Raw genomic sequence first — 18,567 nt, forward strand, 5'->3', positions numbered from 1 at the left:
TTTTTTTAACTGAATTAATACATTAATCTATGATTAATAGAATCATTGATTTTTCAATCAATAACAAATTTATCATTGGTCTTTTCACGTTGACTCTTATAGGAGTTGGTATTTGGTCAATGGCAACAGTAAACCTTGGGTCTGTACCAGATATTACAAATAATCAGGTGCAGGTCATCACGCAATCGCCTAATCTGGGAACGGAAGATATCGAACAGTTCGTAACCTATCCCGTAGAGCTATCTATGGGTAATTTACCTGGTGTTACTGAAATTAGATCCATTTCAAGATTTGGGCTCTCTGTAGTAACCATCGTTTTTGAAGACGATATGGGAACCTATCTTCCTAGACAACTGGTAGGGGAAAAACTCAACGAACTTGGTGAATCTATACCTGAAAAATTTGGAAGTCCATCTATGGGTCCCATTTCCACAGGATTAGGCCAAATTTATGAATACACAATTCAACCAGAAGAAGGTTTTGAAACCAAGTATTCGCCTATGGAACTGCGCACCGCGCAAGATTGGGTTATCAAAAGACAACTCACATTATTGGAAGGCGTTGTAGAGGTCAACTCTTATGGTGGTAGCATAAAACAATATGAAGTTGCTGTCGATCCAGAGAAGTTAAACAGTATGGGTATCAGCATTTCACAAGTGTATGAGGCTCTCTCACAGAACAACGTAAATACTGGTGGCGCTTATATAGAGAAAAATAAAATGTCAAATTTTATAAGAGGTGAAGGTCTAATTCGCTCTTTGGAAGACATTAAGGATATTTCCATTATTAATGAGGGCAACATTCCTATTACTATTGGGGACGTGGCAACGCGCGTCCATTTTGGGAGTCAAGTACGCTATGGTGCTTTTACACAAGACGGTAAAGAAGCTGTGGGCGGTATGATAATGATGCTCAAGGGCTCTAATCCTAATGCAGTCATTCAAAATGTAAAGGATCGTATGGCAGAAATTGAAAAATCTCTACCAGATGGTCTGACTATCGCCCCAATAATTGATCGTAGTGAGCTTATTGCAAGAACCACCGATACAGTTAAAACCAATCTTCTGGAAGGTGCATTGATTGTGATTTTTGCACTTGTCCTATTGTTGGGTAGTTTAAGAGGTGGAATCATAACTGCTACTACGATACCATTGTCCTTACTTTTTGCCTTTATTCTTATGAAGCAGTTTAATGTATGGGCAAACTTGATGAGTCTGGGAGCAATAGATTTTGGAATCATCATAGATGGTGCTGTAATTATTATTGAAGGAACGGTGTATGAAATCCAAAAAAGAATAAGGTCTGGTAAGCTAAAATTCAATCAAGGAGTGATGGATAAAGTTGCCTATGATGCCGGAAGCACGATGATGGGTTCTGCGTTCTTTGGACAGATTATTATTCTCATTGTTTTTACACCTATACTTTTTCTTACTGGTGTAGAAGGTAAAATGTTTAAACCTATGGCATACACCTTTGGGTTTGCAATGATAGGTGCCATCATTCTATGTCTTACGTACGTTCCTATGATGGCAGCACTTTTTATGAAACCAGTACAAAACACCAAAAATTGGTTTGGCAAATTTGAGCGCAGGCTCGAAAAGATAAGTGATAAAATCATAGGTGCTATTCATAGTGCATATATGCCTTTATTAAAAGGTGCTCTTAAACTGAAGTTTATCGTTTTATCAGCTGCTACCGTACTACTTGTTATCGCTGGATTCATATTTTCTAATATGGGAGGAGAATTTGTACCACAGCTTGATGAAGGAGATTTAGCAATGCAGGCACTTATAAGACCAGGAAGTTCGCTAACAGAATCTATTGAAGTTTCCAAGAAAATAGAAACCATCCTATTAGAAAGTTTCCCTGAAATCAAGACGGTAACTGCTCGTATAGGTGTTGCAGATATTCCTACAGATCCTATGCCTATGGATATTGCAGATATGTACATTATCCTTAATAAGGATATGGACGAGTGGACAACAGTTTCTACTAAAGAAGGTTTAATAGATGCTATAAGAGATAAACTGGATGATGAACTGGTGGGTGTGAATTTAGTTTTTACCCAACCGGTTGAATTGAGATTTAACGAGCTGTTAGAAGGCGTAAGAGAGGATATTGCTGTAAAGCTGTATGGCGAGGATTTAGAGGTTTTATCAGAAAAAGTTCAGGAAATGGCGGCTATTATACAAACCGTTCCTGGCGCTGGCGATGTAAGTGCAGAACGTACTGCTGGATTACCACAGATGACCGTAAAATATAGGCGTGATAAAATGGCGCAATACGGACTGAATATTCAAAAAGTAAATGATTACGTAAGTACCGCTTTTGCTGGAGGAACCGCTGGAGTCATCTTTGAAGGCGAAAAGCGATTTGATCTTGTTGTACGATTTGATGAAAGTCATAGAAAAAGTATTGATGACCTGCGCAATATGTATATTGATCTTAAGGATGGTAGTCAGGTGCCCATTATCGAAATAGCCGAGATTGAATATGTCCCTGGACCTATGCAAATCTCACGTGACAATACGTATAGAAGAACGTATGTAGGTGTAAATGCCCGAGGCAGAGATGTAGAATCTGTCGTTAAGGATATTCAACAAAAACTGAATGAAGAATTGGACTTACCATCAGGATATTATATTACCTATGGTGGAGAGTTTGAAAACCTACAAAGCGCAAAGGATCGTTTGATAATCGTTGTGCCCATCGCCCTGTTTTTAATCTTAATACTGCTATACTTTGCGTTAAAATCCTTTTCACAATCTTTAATGATTTACATCGCGATTCCTTTGGCAGCCATAGGTGGTGTATTTGCTTTATGGCTTCGCGGTATGCCATTTAGTATCTCGGCAGGTGTAGGGTTTATTGTACTATTTGGTGTGGCAGTTCTTAACGGTTTGGTACTTATAAACCGGTTTAATTCTCTTAAAGAAGAAGGTGTTATAAGCATAAAGAATAGAATATTTCAAGGGACTAAAGAACGTATTCGCCCTATTATGCTCACGGCGACCACAGATATTTTTGGCTTTTTACCAATGGCATTTTCCACATCGGCTGGTGCAGAGGTACAACAGCCACTTGCGACGGTGGTTATAGGTGGTATGCTTACGGCAACGCTGCTTACATTAATCGTTCTTCCCGTGCTTTATACATTTATAGAAAAGAGACGTGAGCGCAAAGATCAGAACAAGATGGGTTCTTTTAATCCGCAAGCGTCAACTACGATTTTAATAGTTGGTTTTATTTTAGGTGGCACCGCTTTCGCGAAAGCGCAACAATCACAAGCACCTGTGCAAGACATTGTTGTCCAGGATAGCATCATACCCATCGCAATTTCACAAGCCATAGAAATTGCCAAAGAGAATTATCCTGTGCTGAAAGCGAGCCAACTCGAAATCGAAAGACAGAACGCACTTAAGGGCATTGCTTACGACTTCGGTAATACCCAAGTTTTTACTGGTGGCGAAGAGATTACAGACGGTCAAGGCATTTATACCGTGATAGGCATCGGGCAACAGAATATTGATCTACTGGGCATAGGAGCCAAAAAACGTTTGCAACAACGACGTATCGAGTTGGCACAAACTGCATTTAACCTTTCTGGAATTCAGATAGAATTGGAAGTCAAAAGAGCGTGGTCAGAAACATTTCAAGCAAAAAAGAAGTTCTCTTTGTACCGTGAATTGGATAGCATTTATGGTCAATTTTCAAAATCTGTAGAACTAAATTATGAAGTCGAAGCTATTTCACGGTTGGAATATGCCGCCGCGCGCAATCAGGCCTTGCAAATCAACAACAAATTTCAGCAGGCAGAAATTGATTATTTCATCGCGTTACAAAAACTCAATCTTTGGTTAACACCAGAAACGATGTATACCGTAACTAATGATTTGGAAGTTGCCGAAATTTCGATTTTGGATGCCGATGATACATTAGATGAACATCCCGATTTATTGCTTTCGCGAAAGCTTATAGATGAAGCACAAGCAAGCTACGACGCAGTTAGAGCAAACTTATTACCCAAGTTCAACCTGCAAGGTGGCTTGCAGCGTGTTAATGGCGATAGTAGTTTTTATACCTATCAAGCTGGAATTTCCATTCCGTTATTTTCTGGTCCAGACCGCAGTCGTGCAAAGACTGCAAAACTGGATACACAGATAGCAGAAACAAATGCCACTTTCAAACAACGAGAGTTGCAATCACAATTCATACAGGCACGGCAAAATTTTACAAAGTGGCGAGACACGTGGTTTTTCTATAAAATCGAAGCGCTGCCACTTGCCATAGACCAGCGCAAAGGCGCATTGCTCGCTTACAAGGAAGGAGCACTGGATTATGCCGCATTCACGCAAATCATACGCGATGCCATACAAACAGAAATGGATGCGCTGGACGCACTCGATAATTATTTAGATGCCTTGTTTGAACTACAATATTTTCAAAACTAAAAATATGAAAACGAAAAAATATATACCTATTACAGCGATGCTATTAGCATTATTATTGACCAGTTGTGGCGACTCAAAAACTGCCAAAGATGAAACTAAAGAAAGTACACAAACTGAAGAAAGCCATACAGAAGGCGAAGCTGAAGAAGTGATGCTCACGGCACAACAGTTTGAAGCCTTGCAGATGGAAATTGATACGCTCTCTCAACGCAATATGAGCGGTTATGTAGAAGCAAACGGTACGTTGGAAGTACCACCGCAAAACGAAGCAAATATTACAGCCCTTACGGGAGCAAATATTGCATCCATAGAGGTAATAGAGGGCGACGAAGTCAAAAGGAATCAAGCAGTTGCCTATCTATCTCATCCCAGTATTATACAGATACAGAGTGATTACCTAAATGCATACAGCAATAGTCGGTTTTTAAAACAAGAATATGAACGTCAAAAAAGGCTTTACGAAGCTGGCGTAGCATCTGGTATGAATTATCAAAAAGCCACGGCAGATTATCAAGCATCTACTGCAATGGTAAACGGGCTGGAAGCACAATTACGACAGTATAATATTAAGGTGAGTGGCGTCCGCAATGGTACAATTTATCAGCTTGTTGCTTTGCGCAGTCCTATTGCAGGTGTGGTAGAAAAAGTTTTCATAAAAACTGGTCAATATGTGGAGCCACAGACCAATCTAATGGAAATAGTAGATACAGACCACGTACACGCAGATTTGATGGTTTTTGAAAAGGATGTGGACAAAGTGAAGAAGGGACAAAAGGTACGGTTCAGCATTCAATCTCGACCAGGAAAAGAACTGGAAGCAAAGATTTATTCAGTCAGCCAGACTTTTGAGCAGGACCCAAAAGCGGTTCACGTTCACGCTGAGATCGAAAATAAAGAAGGTGGTCTTATCCCTGGAATGTACATTAAAGGTAAGATTGAAGTTGATAATGAGAAGACTACAGCATTTCCTGAAAGTGCTATAGTCACAGAAGCTGGTAAGAATTATGTGTTTGAAGCTCATAGGGAAGATGATGCGTGGAGTTTTATACCAATTGAAATTACTACAGGCGAGAAAGATGGCGAATGGATAGCCATACGCTTTTTTGAAACCCCAGATCCTAATGCTCGTTTTGCATACAATAATGCTTATTACCTAATGGGAGAAATGAAAAAGGGAGAAACTGAACACGAACATTAATAACTATGGATAAGACAAGAAGAAATAATCTAAAACAAGCCAGAACGCTTCAAATCTGGAATGTTATTTATGATGTGATAGAAGTAGTTGTGTCACTCATAGCAGGAATCACAGCAAATAGTTCAGCCTTAATAGGTTGGGCTTTAGATAGCGTTATAGAAGTAATAAGTGCAGCAACATTAGGATGGCGATTACACGGCGAACTCAAAGGCATCGATGAAGAAAAAGTAAAGCGAAGACAAAAAATCACGTTGAACGTGATTGCAGTTTCATTTACTCTCATCTGCATTTTCATTTCTTACGACTCGATTACCAAGCTTATCAATAAGGAAACTGCAAGCTGGAGTACGCTTGGATTGATTATACTATTGGTCTCGCTAGTCGTGAATCCTATTTTGATTTATTACAAGAGAAAGTATGGTAATAAGTTAGACAGTCCAGGCTTATTGGCAGATGCCAAGGATACCTTTATTTGTTTGTATCAGACCGTAGTTGTATTGATTGGATTGCTATTGGTCAACTGGCTGGGCTGGTGGTGGGCAGATCCCGTAGCAGCATTACTTATCGTCCCGTATGCAGCAAAAGAAGGTTGGGAAGCCTACAAGAAGGCAAAAGATATTAATTATAACATCGCACAAAATGACTGAAATAGAAAAAACATTAAATGATAACAATGTGCGTCCTACTGCTATGCGCATCTTGATTTATAAACATTTAGCACAAAAAGATGTCGCTCAAGCTTTACTGGATATAGAAACCGCTTTCGCGAAAGCGGAACGATCTACCATTTTTAGAACATTAAAGACTTTCGAAGAAAACGGTATCGTACACCAAATAGAAGATGGAACAGGAAACACGAAATATGCTCTTTGTGAACCAGGTTGCAATTGTGAGATAGACCAAGATTTACACTTGCATTTTCATTGCAGTAATTGTGATGAAACTGTTTGCTTGACAGAACATAAAATACCACACATCAACCTACCTGATGGATACATTGCAGAAGATGTAAATCTTGTTGTGACAGGTATTTGTGAAAAGTGTAGTGGTTGACTTTCCACAACAGTTGCGCAATCATTTCATTAAATTTAACAAATTAAAAAAACTGATAAAATGTTACAGATAATAAGTTCGGATAAGGAAAATGTAATTGCAGCTCGCATCACAAAAAAGGTTTCAAAAAACGATGTAGAAAAAATTCATCCACTCATCCACAATATTGTTGATAAAGGAATGAAAGCCCATTTCTATTTTGAATTGGTCGATTTTGAAGGCTATACCCTAAAGGGTTTTTGGGAAGATATAAAAGTAGATGCGGCTCATATTTCAGACTACGGGAAAATGGCTTTTGTAGGTGATAAAGATTGGCAAAAATGGGTAGCAAAAGCTACTGATTTCTTTACCAGTTCTGAAGTAAGATTTTTTGAACTAGAAAACAAAGAAGATGCACAAGAATGGATTAATCTATAAGTCGAATAAATGAAATTTAATATTGCCATTCCCACAGCATTGAAAGCGCACTATGATAAAGAGATAGAATCATATCGAGTTGCTTTAAAGGAATAAAACTGGTCAACTGCGTGGCAACACTTGGAACGCTCTCACGTAATTGGTCAATCCTATCCATTTGAGCACAGCTACTCGCATTGGTTAATGTTGAATTTTGGTTTTAAACAAAAGGACTTTAAAGAAGTTGCAGGACAATTGATACGACTACTTGTAGGTGGGTGGAAATCATTCATTAATCACGTCCCTAAAGGTAATACAGGTGGTTCAAATGTGCCGCCATTAAAGAAAATGGAAGTTCCAGCAGATTTGAAATTTATTTTAAATCAACACAATTAAATAGAATGAAAAAACAAAAACAAAATTTAAGGGATATAAATCCCAAAGAACATCAAGGCGAACACAGCCACGACGATGGACACGATCACGATCACGGAGATGGTAGTTCATTTAAAACATACATTCCTGCGATAATTAGTTTTGTAATGCTAATTGTAGGTATTGCGGTAGACTATTTTAATGCTATTCCAGCATTTGAAGGTTGGGTACGTATTGTCTGGTATACTATTGCTTATTTACCTGTAGGTTTTCCAGTTATTAAAGAAGGTTGGAAAAGTATTATGCGTGGCGATGTCTTCACAGAATTTTTCTTAATGTCTATTGCCACCTTGGGTGCATTTGCGATAGGAGAATATCCAGAAGGTGTAGCCGTAATGTTATTTTATGCCGTGGGCGAGCTGTTCCAGAACGCAGCGGTCAATCGAGCAAAGAGCAATATAAAAGCACTACTCGATGTACGACCTAATGAAGCACTTGTATATCGCACTGGAGACTACATAGCTGTAGATCCTGAAACTGTTGAGATAGGCGATAAAATTCAAGTACGTGTGGGCGAGAAAGTACCATTAGATGGAATTTTACTTTCAGAAAAAGGCTCGTTCAATACCGCAGCGCTCACAGGCGAAAGCAAACCTGATACTATTGCAAAAAACGATACTGTTTTTGCTGGAAGCATTAATCTCGACGGTGTTATCGAGGTTGAAACCACCAGAGAATTTAAGGACAGTTCCATTGCCCGAATTCTCGATATGGTGCAAAACGCCACAGCAAGAAAATCAAAAACCGAATTATTTATTAGGAAGTTTGCGCGCATCTATACGCCAATTGTAGTATTTCTCGCTATTGGCCTTACTTTTTTGCCTTACTTCTTCATTGATGATTACGTGTTTAGAGATTGGTTGTATCGTGCATTGATATTCCTTGTAATTTCTTGTCCTTGTGCTTTGGTGATCTCGATACCGCTAGGTTATTTCGGTGGTTTGGGAGCTGCATCACGCAATGGAATTTTATTCAAGGGCGCATCATTTTTGGATGCAATGACACAGGTTAATACCGTAGTGATGGATAAAACAGGTACAGTAACTAAAGCAGTATTTAAGATTAAGGAAATTGTTACTGCTTCCGCTTTCGCGAAAGCAGAATTTATGAAATACCTAATGGCAATGGAAGAGCAATCCACGCACCCAATTGCAATAGCCATTATGGAATATAAAGCTGAAGGAGCAGATTATAATGCTACAGACGTTTCTGAAATTGCAGGTAAAGGTTTGAAAGGTAGCGTAAATGGAAAAACAGTCTTAGTTGGGAACAAGGCATTAATGACAGCAAACCAGATAGAAGTTCCAGCAGAAACCGACAACATTGTTGAGTCTATGGTGATGGTAGGCATTGATGGCGCATTTGCAGGTTATGTAACAATCGCCGATGAATTGAAAGACGATGCACATCAAGCGATCAAAGAAATAAGATCAGCAGGAATCGATAAGATTATAATGTTGTCTGGAGATAAGGATTCTATTACTCAAGAAGTAGCAAAAGAATTAGGCATCGACTGGGCAAAAGGTGGAATGCTACCAGAAGACAAACTCAATGAGGTGGAAAAATTAAAACAGCAACCAGATACTAAAGTGGCTTTTATAGGTGATGGTATTAATGATGCACCTGTACTTGCTGCCAGTGATGTAGGGATTGCGATGGGTGGTCTTGGTAGCGATGTGGCGGTTGAAACCGCAGACGTTATTATACAAACAGATCAACCCAGTAAAATATCCAGAGCGATAAAGATAGGCCGTTCAACACGACGTGTTGTTTGGCAAAATATCATACTTGCCTTTGGCGTAAAAGTTATTGTTTTAATATTAGGCGCTGGTGGTCTTGCCACAATGTGGGAAGCAGTCTTTGCTGATGTAGGTGTAGCATTGCTCGCTATTCTCAATGCCGTTAGATTGCAGAAAATGAAGTGGGATTAATGTCTTTCTTTTAAAATAGTATTTCAAGCCTCTTAATTTTAGGGGGCTTTCTATTATGTGATTGATTCCGCTCCAGCCCTTCCCCTTTCATTCCGCAGAAAAAGCTCCATTCCAAGAAAAGAGCTTCACTCACAAAATCTTGAACACAATCTCAAAGTTAAAAGGATGGTGAAAATAGAAATGGCTGACTAGAGACTATAGCATATTTAACCTAGAAGGAACTTTGAGATAGCGTTCGCTAAAAAAAATCATACTAAAACCTGCGTTTATTATCCCTGATTTTTCCCCTTTTAAGCTTTTTGAAGTGTTGATAACCCAATTTTCTCCTGTTAGTAATATTTCTACCACATTTTCAAATTCTATCAAATCATCCCAAATAAAATTAATTGAAATTTTCACTCATTAATTTTGAATGATTTTACTACTCTTTGATACAACTAACTGATTTGAAGTTATCTGTGAATAACTATTGCCTTTTTTTACTGCTCCATAGGTCCGTTCTTTTACCTTTACTGCACACTTCCCACTAAGGGAAAGACAAAAGCGCTTTTGTCCATTTTGTAATCTAAAAAACAAATCAAATGGACAATTTTTTGATACTCGAACGGCTGGACCGTCTCGAAAAATTATTGATAGGAAGCAAGGAAGTACTTACCCTTGAGGAAACCTGTGATTATACCGGAATATCCAGAAGCTACCTCTACAAACTGACCGCCTCGGGCAAGATCCCACACTCCAAACCCAACGGGAAAATGATCTACTTCGAACGTAGAAAGATAGACAGATGGTTACTGCGCAATGAGCAGAAACTTCATCATACGGACGGCTAATTGCAAAGGTTATGAAAGCGATCCATTCACAGCTCTACACAGTTACAGACCCTAAGAAAAAGACCATCTATGATTATACCATAGAGTACCTTCTGGAAAAATATGACATCTACTATAATGAGATTTCCCACGATTTCCAGATTTCGATGCGAGGAAAGAAACAATGGCAGTATATCAATCTCAATTCACTTATTATCGAGCTCACCAAAGCTGGGATCGACATCAGCACCTCAAAGCTGGAAATCCTCATCAAGTCTGAACTCATCCCTAAATATAATCCGATTAGAGAGTACTTTGAATCCCTAAGTGCCTGGGATGGGTTTGACCACATCGGTAAACTAGCATCCTACGTGCCGGTGTATGACAATAAAGCGTTTGTTTATCATTTTAAGAAATGGTTGGTGCGTGCCATAAAGTGTGCCCTGGAACCCGGTTACTTTAATAAGCAGGCACTTATCATAAGCCATAGCGGGCAGAGTTCCGGTAAATCTACTTGGTGCCGTTTCCTGTGCCCGCCAGAGCTGTCAGAGTATATGGCCGAGGATATCAATAGCGATAAGGATGCACGTATCCAGTTGTGCCGGAATTTTCTCTATAACCTTGATGAGCTTGCGGTACTCTCAAAGAACGATGTGAATGCGCTAAAGGCCTTTTTCTCAAAAACGTTTATCAACGAAAGATTACCATATGACAGAAAGAACACCATCCTGCCCAGAATCTGCTCGTTTATGGGATCGACCAATATGTCCTCTTTTCTCAATGACGAAACGGGTTCCGTGAGATGGCTCTGTTTTGAGCTGATGCAACCCATCAACTTTGACTATAAAAAGGACCTAGATATCAAAAACGTTTGGACACAAGCGTACCATCTAGCGTATAGCGACAAAAGTTTCAACCCAGAACTTACCGTCCAAGATGTAAATGAGAACGAAGAGCGCAACCAGCGGTATACTAAAATGACCACCGAACAGGAACTCATCGCCAAATACTATTTGAAGTCAGATCAAGAGAAGGATTTTGTAACCGCCACGGATATTATGGTGAGTTTGAACTGTCTCAACATTAGGATCAGCCAGGTCAACTTGGGCCGTGCGCTTTCGGGGTTTGGATACCAGAGGGTCAAACATCCCAAGCGAAGAATCTATGGCTATCTGGCCAAACGGAACTTTAAGGACTCGCCCTATGAAATAGGCTGATGAAAGAAAAAAGAGCAAATCCTCTTACCATGCTACCACAAATTTTCTAAAGTCCTATAAACAGTAACACCATTTGTGGTAGGATGTTCAATAACCATCTTACCACAAACCTACCTAACCTACCACACAACTGTGGTAAGATGGGTAAGATGAAAAAACAGTCCTAAGAACCATCAACCCCTGTAAACAAAAGGCTGGGTAAGATGGTAAGATGTTTTAGCAATTTTAAACTATTCACAGATGAAAACTATAAAACTATCCTGTAAGGAAGCCCGCGATATCTCTATTGTAGAGATGTTGGCTGTTCTAGGACACTTTCCAAAACGCCAGTCGGAAAGGGAAGCCTGGTACCTGAGTCCATTTCGGTCAGAAACAGAAGCATCCTTCAAAGTTTCTCTTTCGCTCAACAGGTGGTACGATCACGGAGAAGGCATTGGCGGGAATTGTATCGATTTGGTTTGTAAGATTAAAGAGTGTTCAGTAGGAACTGCACTTTATTTTTTGAAACACTTAGATTTTCAAACAACAGCGCCCATTCTAAAGTTGAGTAGTACGCTTTCGCGAAAGCTAAAAATTACAGAGGTCAAAGAGATTGAAAATTCAAATTTGATAACGTATTTGAGTGAGCGGAAAATCCCAATAAATATCGCAAAAAGATATTGCAGAGAGGTTCATTATGTATGGTCTGGCCGATCCTATTATTCCATCGGTCTGAAAAACCGGTCAGAGGGATGGGAGCTGAGAAATGCATACTGTAAGAACGGTTCGTCCCCAAAGGATATAACCCTAATCTTGAAAAAAGGAAGTAAAAATCTGGCCGTGGTTGAGGGAATGTTCGACCTGCTTTCACTGGTCAAAGAGGAACTGAACTATTTAAAGGAGGCGTCAATATTGGTTCTTAATTCCATTTCCTTTTTGGAGAAAGCATTTCCGATCATAAGGGAATTTGAAAATGTAGCACTCTATCTAGACAGGGATGAAGCTGGCAGAAAGGCAACCTCAAAATTATTGAACAGGCATACAAATACAATAGACAGATCTGATTTATACACTGATTATCATGACCTCAATGATTGGATCGTGAACAGGGTAAAATGACACAGCGCGAAGCAAAGCAAGATGTGTGCCTGTGGCCACAAATCTTGCTTTGCTCCCGAAGGTCGCAAAGTTTTTAAGGAATGAAAAGAGCCGTTATAAAATTTAGATGTACCGTCTACGAGAAGCGATTGCTTGCAGTAAAAGCGAAGCAGGCGGGAACCACTTTGAGCGCTTTTTGTAGAGATACCCTGATGGAAAAGCAACTCACCGAGCGTATGAGCGAAGAGCATATATCCATCTATAAGATGATGGTGCAATATCATAACAACTTTAAGCGAATTGGGAATATGTACAAAAAGAATAATCCAAAGCTCTCTGACGAAGTAGTGAACCTGGCCAATGAAATTAGACTTCACCTTAAAAAGATTACGGGATGATTGCAAAGGCAACCTCCATATCGAGCACTAGGGCTTCCATTGCTTACGGCAAGGATAAAGAAAAAGGTGCGGAGACGATATACTCACATCTGCTCACCTCAGAAGATCCTACAGAAGTCACTGCGGAGTTCAAAAGTGTTCAAGCCCTCAATTGCAATTGTAAGCGCAACACGCTCAGTTTTATAATCAGCCCCACAATAGAAGATGGCCAAAAATTGGACAGGCATTCTCTCAAGGAAATCACAGCTAATTTTATGAAGCAGATGAAACTTGGAGATCGGCAGGCCATTGCATTTGTTCATTTGGACAAGGCACACAAACATATCCACCTCTATGTTAATAGGATTGACCTTAATGGAAAGGCGTACAACGATAGCTTTATAGGCAAAAGAAGCCAGCTCGCTGCAGAACGGACTGCAAAGAAACTCGGGCTGACCACAGTAAAAGAGGTGCAAATGACCAAAGCTTTGGAATCAAAAAAGATTCGACAGCAGATTCGAAATATCCATAACGATACTTTAGAAAAGGTAAAGCCTAAAAACTTGGATCAGTATATCAAAGCAATGAACAAACTAAAGGTCAAAGTGATTCCTAGCATCAACAAATCAAAACAGTTACAAGGATTTCGTTTTGAATATAAAGGTCAAAGCTTTAAAGCGAGTGAAGTTCATCGCTCGATGTCAGGAGGTAAATTGCTTTCGGCTATAGACAGTAATACTTATAAAAATGTAATCAATAAAAGTACTAATAGTATTCTACTTAAAGGAGTTTCACTTCCACTGTCAACAAATCTTATTACGGCAATAGGGAAGAAGCTGATCACAAAAGCAATCAAAAAATCAATTCAAATAGGAATGGGAATATGACACGACTGGAAACCATATCACAATTACTTGTTGAGGAACTAGAAACCTTTAAGGAACAAATAGACAGGCTTGAGAAAGTTTCTGAAAACCTGAAGGATGTTCGTGTCAAGGCAGATAGCTCTGCCATCGAGAAATTATTAAGTGAACATTTGAAAATTGTAATCGAAAGATCAAATGAGCAACAAACTCAATTAGAGAATATGCATAATAGAATAAAGTCGGCAAAACTATATCCTAACTGGTTGATTGTTTTGACGCTACTTCTTTTTCTTTCAATGGCATTTTTAATAGGCTACCTATTGCTGTTTCATTGAACACCCATAAGTGCGCCCTATGCTGTTTTTACTTCACGCTTATCAACCCGAACACTATAAAAACAGCACAGGAACCACGCGCAGGTAAGTTTTGGTAGATTTGGGGGCTATCAATTTGATTAAAGGAGAATCATAAAATTCAATAGTAAAACTTCCTTTTTTCTTAAAGTTGTATATCAACTAGATTTCTGTTGTAATTGTCTAATATTTCATTGGGTAAGGTTTTTAGATAAATTTGAGTAGTTGATAACCGATTGTGTCCTAGCATCGCTGATATAGCTTGTAATGGTACGTCCTGTAGCATTGCTTGAGTTGCAAAACTATGACGAGATACGTATGAGGATAGGCGTTGATTAATTTTGCATTTTATTGCAATTTGCTTCAAACCTTTATTATATCTCTTTCGAGCCCACAACACATCTTTATACTGAAGTTCGAATGTATCTCTTTTTATGATTGGAAAAATAAAATCCGTGCTACTCTTATCTTTTAAATAGAATGAAAGTATTTTCCCTAATTGTTCAGTTATACCTATATCATAAGGCTTAGCTGTTTTTTTTCTTTGAAATTTAATGCGATTATCAATAATATTTTCAGTTGTTAAGAATGCCAGATCCATATACGAAATACCATAGAGCATATATGAGGCTAAAAAATAATTGCGGTAATGAAAGAGATTGTCAGATTCCTCAAGATCCAGGAGCATTATGGATTTTAAACTATTGATATCAAGAGCTCTTTTTTCGGTTGGAGCTGTTCTAATTTTATAGTTTGTGAAAGGATAAGCATCTTTAGATAGGACATCAGATCTGATTGCTACATTTATAATGGCTTTTATTGTTCTCATATATGTTGAAAGACTATTCACTGAATTTCCTCTTGAATAATGCCATCTTTCAAATTTGTTTAAAAAGTCATAATTGATCTCGTTGAATTTGAGATCGTTGCCATTAGTAAATTTTTCAAGCACCTTTATAACAGCATAATAGGTGTTGGCATTTCCAAAACGGTCTGCTGCTTTCATTTCGTCCACGAGCATTTTTCCGTATACGAAAAAAGACTCATAAGACGTAATTTTTACAATCTTGCTTTTGAGTTGAACAATTGATAAATGATCAAGTTCTTCTTTTTCATTCAAAGCGTCGATGATGTCTACTGCCCGAGCCTTTTCTTTTAAAAACTGATTATTTAATTTACTAACTGAATTTGTCCCCTTGAATGCACGCTTGATTTTCTCATTTTTATCATCCCAAAACTCTTTCTGGACGGAATGACCCAAGCTTATTGAGGTTGTTTTTCGAAAGTGAGTCAATCTTAAAATAATTGGGTAGGAGGAATCTTTTTTCTGCCTCCTCGTATCCAATGATATTTTTATGTTTGTATTCATTACAAACTAAAGGTAATAAAAATTTGCACGCAATTTGCACGCATATATCTGATATTAAAAGATATCAATTGTGTACAAAATTAATTAAAATACTGATATTCAGTAAATTATGTTATGTTTTGAAACTAATTGAGATGGTTGTCGTGTGCCTGGCAGGCAAGAGGTGACCAGTTCGAATCTGGTATTCTCCACCAAGATATAAAGGCATTTACAGGGTTTCTGTAAATGCCTTTTTTTGATATAGTTAGTTTTTACGCTTTCGCGAAAGCATAATAACCCTTACACCTCCCTTTGTGTAAACGGAATTTCTGGATTGAGTATCTCTGCTATGAGGGATTTTAAAACTACTTCAAACTCCAAAAGTGTATCCTCTGTGACCTGCTCATTTTTATTATATCGAAATGGAAGATAGCCCGACTGTAAATTTTTGAAAGATATGATACCAACGCTTACTGGGAAATCGAGTGGTTTTTTCTTGTTAAGCATATAAGCATACATCAATACTTGAAAAGCTTTTTCAAACTTCCCTTCTGGCAATAGTAAATCATTAAAGGCAGAGAGGTTTAAATCCTTCTGAGCTACTTTTCCAGTTTTATAATCTACGATATTAACATTGTTATTGCGTTGTTCTACAAGGTCTACTTTTCCTCTTAAAAATATATCCTCCGTAAGTTGTATGTTTCTTAAATCATCTTCTACAGATTTAAGAATTACTGTATCACCCTTTTTAAGGAGTCCTTTTTCTCTTTTGAGGTAATTCTCAACATATCGAGTTACTATTGCATAGACTATCTTATTTTTACCCTCAGTGATATGATTGAGACCATATACTAGTTTAAATTGGTTGCGAACTTCAACTTCTATCATTGTAAGTAATTCTTCAATGATGGTAACAGTTAATTGTTGTCCTACGTGGGGTTTATATAATTCTTCAAGTGTATTATGAACGATGGTACCCATGGTATTTGCCGCCACAGTTTCTTCTACTTCATTACTCGAATTGACGCCGAGAACATATCGTTCATAAAACACGATAGGATCTCTCAGGTAAGTCGTGAGCGCAGAGGGTGAAATACCTTTTTTAAATAGGTTCTTAAGAGAATCAATAATAGCTGTGTCCTTAGGAATGTGAGGTAATCGCTCTTCAATCTTTATTGTAGATGGAGTAACGACGTGTTTCTTTATATTGTGTATACCTTCCTCTTCTATTTGTCTTATAAATCGACTTTTTTCACTGCTACCTAAACCGGTACTATGTGTTGTATATAGTAAATCTACAGTGTTTGCTCTGTGTAACAAATGATAGAAGTGATATGCATAAACGGCATCCTTCTCTGAGTAGGTCGGTAAATTATAGAGTTTTTTTAAGTCATAAGGGATGTATGAATTCTGACTTTTACCAGAAGGTAATATTCCCTCATTTACAGAAGTTATAATGACATGTTTATAATCAAGAACCCTTGACTCTAATACTCCCATAATCTGAAGACCTTGCTCAGGATCACCCCGCAAATCAATAGTTTCTGACGATAATATTTCTCTATAAAAGTGAATGAACGTTGATATATCTTTAATATGATCCTGCGCATCCATAAGCTGCTTGAGCTTATTAAATGCAACGTAAAAACCATAAATGTATTCAAGCTGTAGTGTGTTGTTACCAGTATCAAATAATGCCCTCAGTGCTTCTATGATACGTATACAATTTATCACAGCCTCTTTAGGGTTTTCATTCCAAGTTTGAAATAATAAATTGAAAACAGTATCTGTGCTATTACTACTAAGCTCAGCAAGTCGAGGAACACTAATGAATATAAGATTATTAGTTATAATTTCATGCTCTAAATGCTCTGTCTGTGACCCTAGCAGTGCAGCAGATAATGGATTGCGAAGAATATTTAAAACATCCTTAAAATAATAACCATTTTTATGAGGATTCTTTTTTAAGGTAATAAGCTGGTCAAAAAAGGAAGCTGTGGGTGTCTTACTCAAAGGTAAGCCCATAGTAATATTCACCTTTTGTATAGTGCGAGGCAAGGCATTAAGAACTGGTAATAAAAGAGATTCTTCTCCTAATACAATCGCGGTGTTAGATAGTTCTTGACTTGAGATTTTAGAAAGAATTGTTCCTAATGTTTTAGCTTGTAAAATATCTTGAGAGCATGCATATGTAGCGATATTTTTATGAGAGCTGTAATTATCAAAGGTCCAGTTAAAAGGATTTGAGTTATAGTATGACCACTTAGATTTATAGTTTTTTACAAATGAGTTAGTCTCATGGAAGGGATTATTCAAAAAAGATTTTTCGGTATCCCAGTATATTTCTGCGTTGCCCTCTGAGAGTAGAGCTTGGATGAGTTGTTGTTCAGCAGTATTTAAAGCGTTGAATCCTATAAACACATGTCTAACATTAGGTGACGAATGTATATAGTGCTCTATAGTCTCTACAGCTTGTCTGTAGACATAACCTTGATGTACTGCACCCTTATCTAATGATTTTGAACAAAAGACCGTATAGATGTCAAATAAGCTATTCCAAAAATCAATATAGTTGAGTACTAATTCATTCTTTGAGGAAGACCAGTGATCTGAGAGTTCTTTAATATCTTTTAGATGATTAAATACTTCTGACTGATTTAAGAGAAATCTGTCTATCTCGTTGAAGTCACTCAAAATGGATTGAGCCCATCCACAGAACGTTTGGAAATCGGCAAGCTTTTTCTTGGCTACAACTTCTTTATAACTTTCAAATAGGATAAATATTAAGTCTATGTTACTAGCTGATTTTAAACCGGTAACATGACTTATAAATTCTTCTATTGAAAAAACTTTAGGCGCAAACGAAGTGGTGATTGCTCGTGAAGCTATTTTTTTTGTAAGTGTATTTCCTGCACGACGGCTAGGAAGGATATAAATGATATTCTCGTTTTCAGAACCTTGTTCTTTATCAAGTACTACGTCAATAAAAGTTTGCATAGTCTAAAATAAAAAATGCCTCGCAATTGCGAGGCATTTTTAAGATTATAAAAATCTTA

The 18,567-nt window shown here is 37.9% G+C and carries 16 protein-coding genes; 13 read left to right on the plus strand and 3 right to left on the minus strand.

The window, feature by feature from the left end:
- Positions 1-29 precede the first annotated feature (29 nt).
- From DCS32_RS06345 to DCS32_RS06375, 7 genes are all read left to right on the plus strand, one after another.
- Positions 30-4,451 (plus strand): CusA/CzcA family heavy metal efflux RND transporter, encoded by a 4,422-nt coding sequence (locus DCS32_RS06345; protein WP_108877505.1) that lies wholly within the window; start codon positions 30-32, stop codon positions 4,449-4,451.
- A 4-nt stretch (positions 4,452-4,455) separates the two neighbouring features.
- Positions 4,456-5,649, plus strand: coding sequence for an efflux RND transporter periplasmic adaptor subunit (locus DCS32_RS06350; RefSeq protein WP_108879251.1), 1,194 nt, complete (start codon positions 4,456-4,458; stop codon positions 5,647-5,649).
- A 5-nt stretch (positions 5,650-5,654) separates the two neighbouring features.
- Positions 5,655-6,296, plus strand: coding sequence for a cation diffusion facilitator family transporter (locus tag DCS32_RS06355; protein WP_108877506.1), 642 nt, complete (start codon positions 5,655-5,657; stop codon positions 6,294-6,296).
- Positions 6,289-6,702: a Fur family transcriptional regulator gene (locus DCS32_RS06360; RefSeq protein ID WP_108877507.1), complete on the plus strand. Its 414-nt coding sequence runs from the start codon at positions 6,289-6,291 to the stop codon at positions 6,700-6,702. The genes DCS32_RS06355 and DCS32_RS06360 overlap by 8 nt, the downstream gene beginning before the upstream one ends.
- 60 nt (positions 6,703-6,762) lie before the next feature.
- Entirely contained in the window at positions 6,763-7,119 is a 357-nt protein-coding gene (locus DCS32_RS06365) for an STAS/SEC14 domain-containing protein (RefSeq protein ID WP_108877508.1), read from the plus strand.
- Positions 7,120-7,239: 120 nt separating this feature from the next.
- On the plus strand, positions 7,240-7,494 hold the full coding sequence (locus DCS32_RS06370; RefSeq protein ID WP_317047393.1) for a DUF3703 domain-containing protein: 255 nt from the start codon (positions 7,240-7,242) through the stop codon (positions 7,492-7,494).
- Between the two features lie 5 nt (positions 7,495-7,499).
- Positions 7,500-9,464 (plus strand): heavy metal translocating P-type ATPase, encoded by a 1,965-nt coding sequence (locus tag DCS32_RS06375; RefSeq protein WP_108877509.1) that lies wholly within the window; start codon positions 7,500-7,502, stop codon positions 9,462-9,464.
- A gap of 195 nt (positions 9,465-9,659) precedes the next feature.
- Here DCS32_RS06375 and DCS32_RS06380 read toward each other — a convergent pair whose 3' ends face one another.
- Positions 9,660-9,863 (minus strand): hypothetical protein, encoded by a 204-nt coding sequence (locus DCS32_RS06380; RefSeq protein ID WP_013750612.1) that lies wholly within the window; start codon positions 9,861-9,863, stop codon positions 9,660-9,662.
- A gap of 182 nt (positions 9,864-10,045) precedes the next feature.
- Between DCS32_RS06380 and DCS32_RS06385 the strand changes: the two genes are divergently transcribed.
- From DCS32_RS06385 to DCS32_RS06410, 6 genes are all read left to right on the plus strand, one after another.
- Positions 10,046-10,294, plus strand: a complete 249-nt coding sequence (locus DCS32_RS06385) for a helix-turn-helix domain-containing protein (RefSeq protein ID WP_013750611.1) — start codon at positions 10,046-10,048, stop codon at positions 10,292-10,294.
- A gap of 11 nt (positions 10,295-10,305) precedes the next feature.
- A complete protein-coding gene (locus tag DCS32_RS06390; RefSeq protein ID WP_013750610.1) occupies positions 10,306-11,490 on the plus strand; it encodes a VapE domain-containing protein in 1,185 nt (394 codons plus the stop codon).
- 240 nt (positions 11,491-11,730) lie between these two features.
- Complete coding sequence (locus tag DCS32_RS06395) at positions 11,731-12,588, plus strand: toprim domain-containing protein (RefSeq protein WP_013750609.1); 858 nt, start codon at positions 11,731-11,733, stop codon at positions 12,586-12,588.
- 80 nt (positions 12,589-12,668) lie between these two features.
- Positions 12,669-12,965, plus strand: coding sequence for a mobilization protein MbpA (gene mbpA, locus DCS32_RS06400; RefSeq protein WP_013750608.1), 297 nt, complete (start codon positions 12,669-12,671; stop codon positions 12,963-12,965).
- Positions 12,962-13,831: a relaxase/mobilization nuclease domain-containing protein gene (locus tag DCS32_RS06405; protein ID WP_013750607.1), complete on the plus strand. Its 870-nt coding sequence runs from the start codon at positions 12,962-12,964 to the stop codon at positions 13,829-13,831. The genes mbpA and DCS32_RS06405 overlap by 4 nt, the downstream gene beginning before the upstream one ends.
- Positions 13,828-14,145 carry a DUF6730 family protein gene (locus DCS32_RS06410; RefSeq protein WP_013750606.1) on the plus strand — a complete coding sequence of 106 codons (318 nt, stop codon included), beginning with the start codon at positions 13,828-13,830 and terminating at the stop codon, positions 14,143-14,145. The genes DCS32_RS06405 and DCS32_RS06410 overlap by 4 nt, the downstream gene beginning before the upstream one ends.
- 163 nt (positions 14,146-14,308) lie before the next feature.
- Here DCS32_RS06410 and DCS32_RS06415 read toward each other — a convergent pair whose 3' ends face one another.
- On the minus strand, positions 14,309-15,532 hold the full coding sequence (locus DCS32_RS06415; protein WP_013750605.1) for a site-specific integrase: 1,224 nt from the start codon (positions 15,530-15,532) through the stop codon (positions 14,309-14,311).
- A gap of 279 nt (positions 15,533-15,811) precedes the next feature.
- Positions 15,812-18,508 carry a PD-(D/E)XK nuclease family protein gene (locus DCS32_RS06420; protein ID WP_108877510.1) on the minus strand — a complete coding sequence of 899 codons (2,697 nt, stop codon included), beginning with the start codon at positions 18,506-18,508 and terminating at the stop codon, positions 15,812-15,814.
- Between the last annotated feature and the right edge of the window lie 59 nt (positions 18,509-18,567).

Source organism: Dokdonia sp. Dokd-P16 (genome assembly GCF_003095655.1).
Taxonomy (GTDB): Bacteria; Bacteroidota; Bacteroidia; order Flavobacteriales; family Flavobacteriaceae; genus Dokdonia.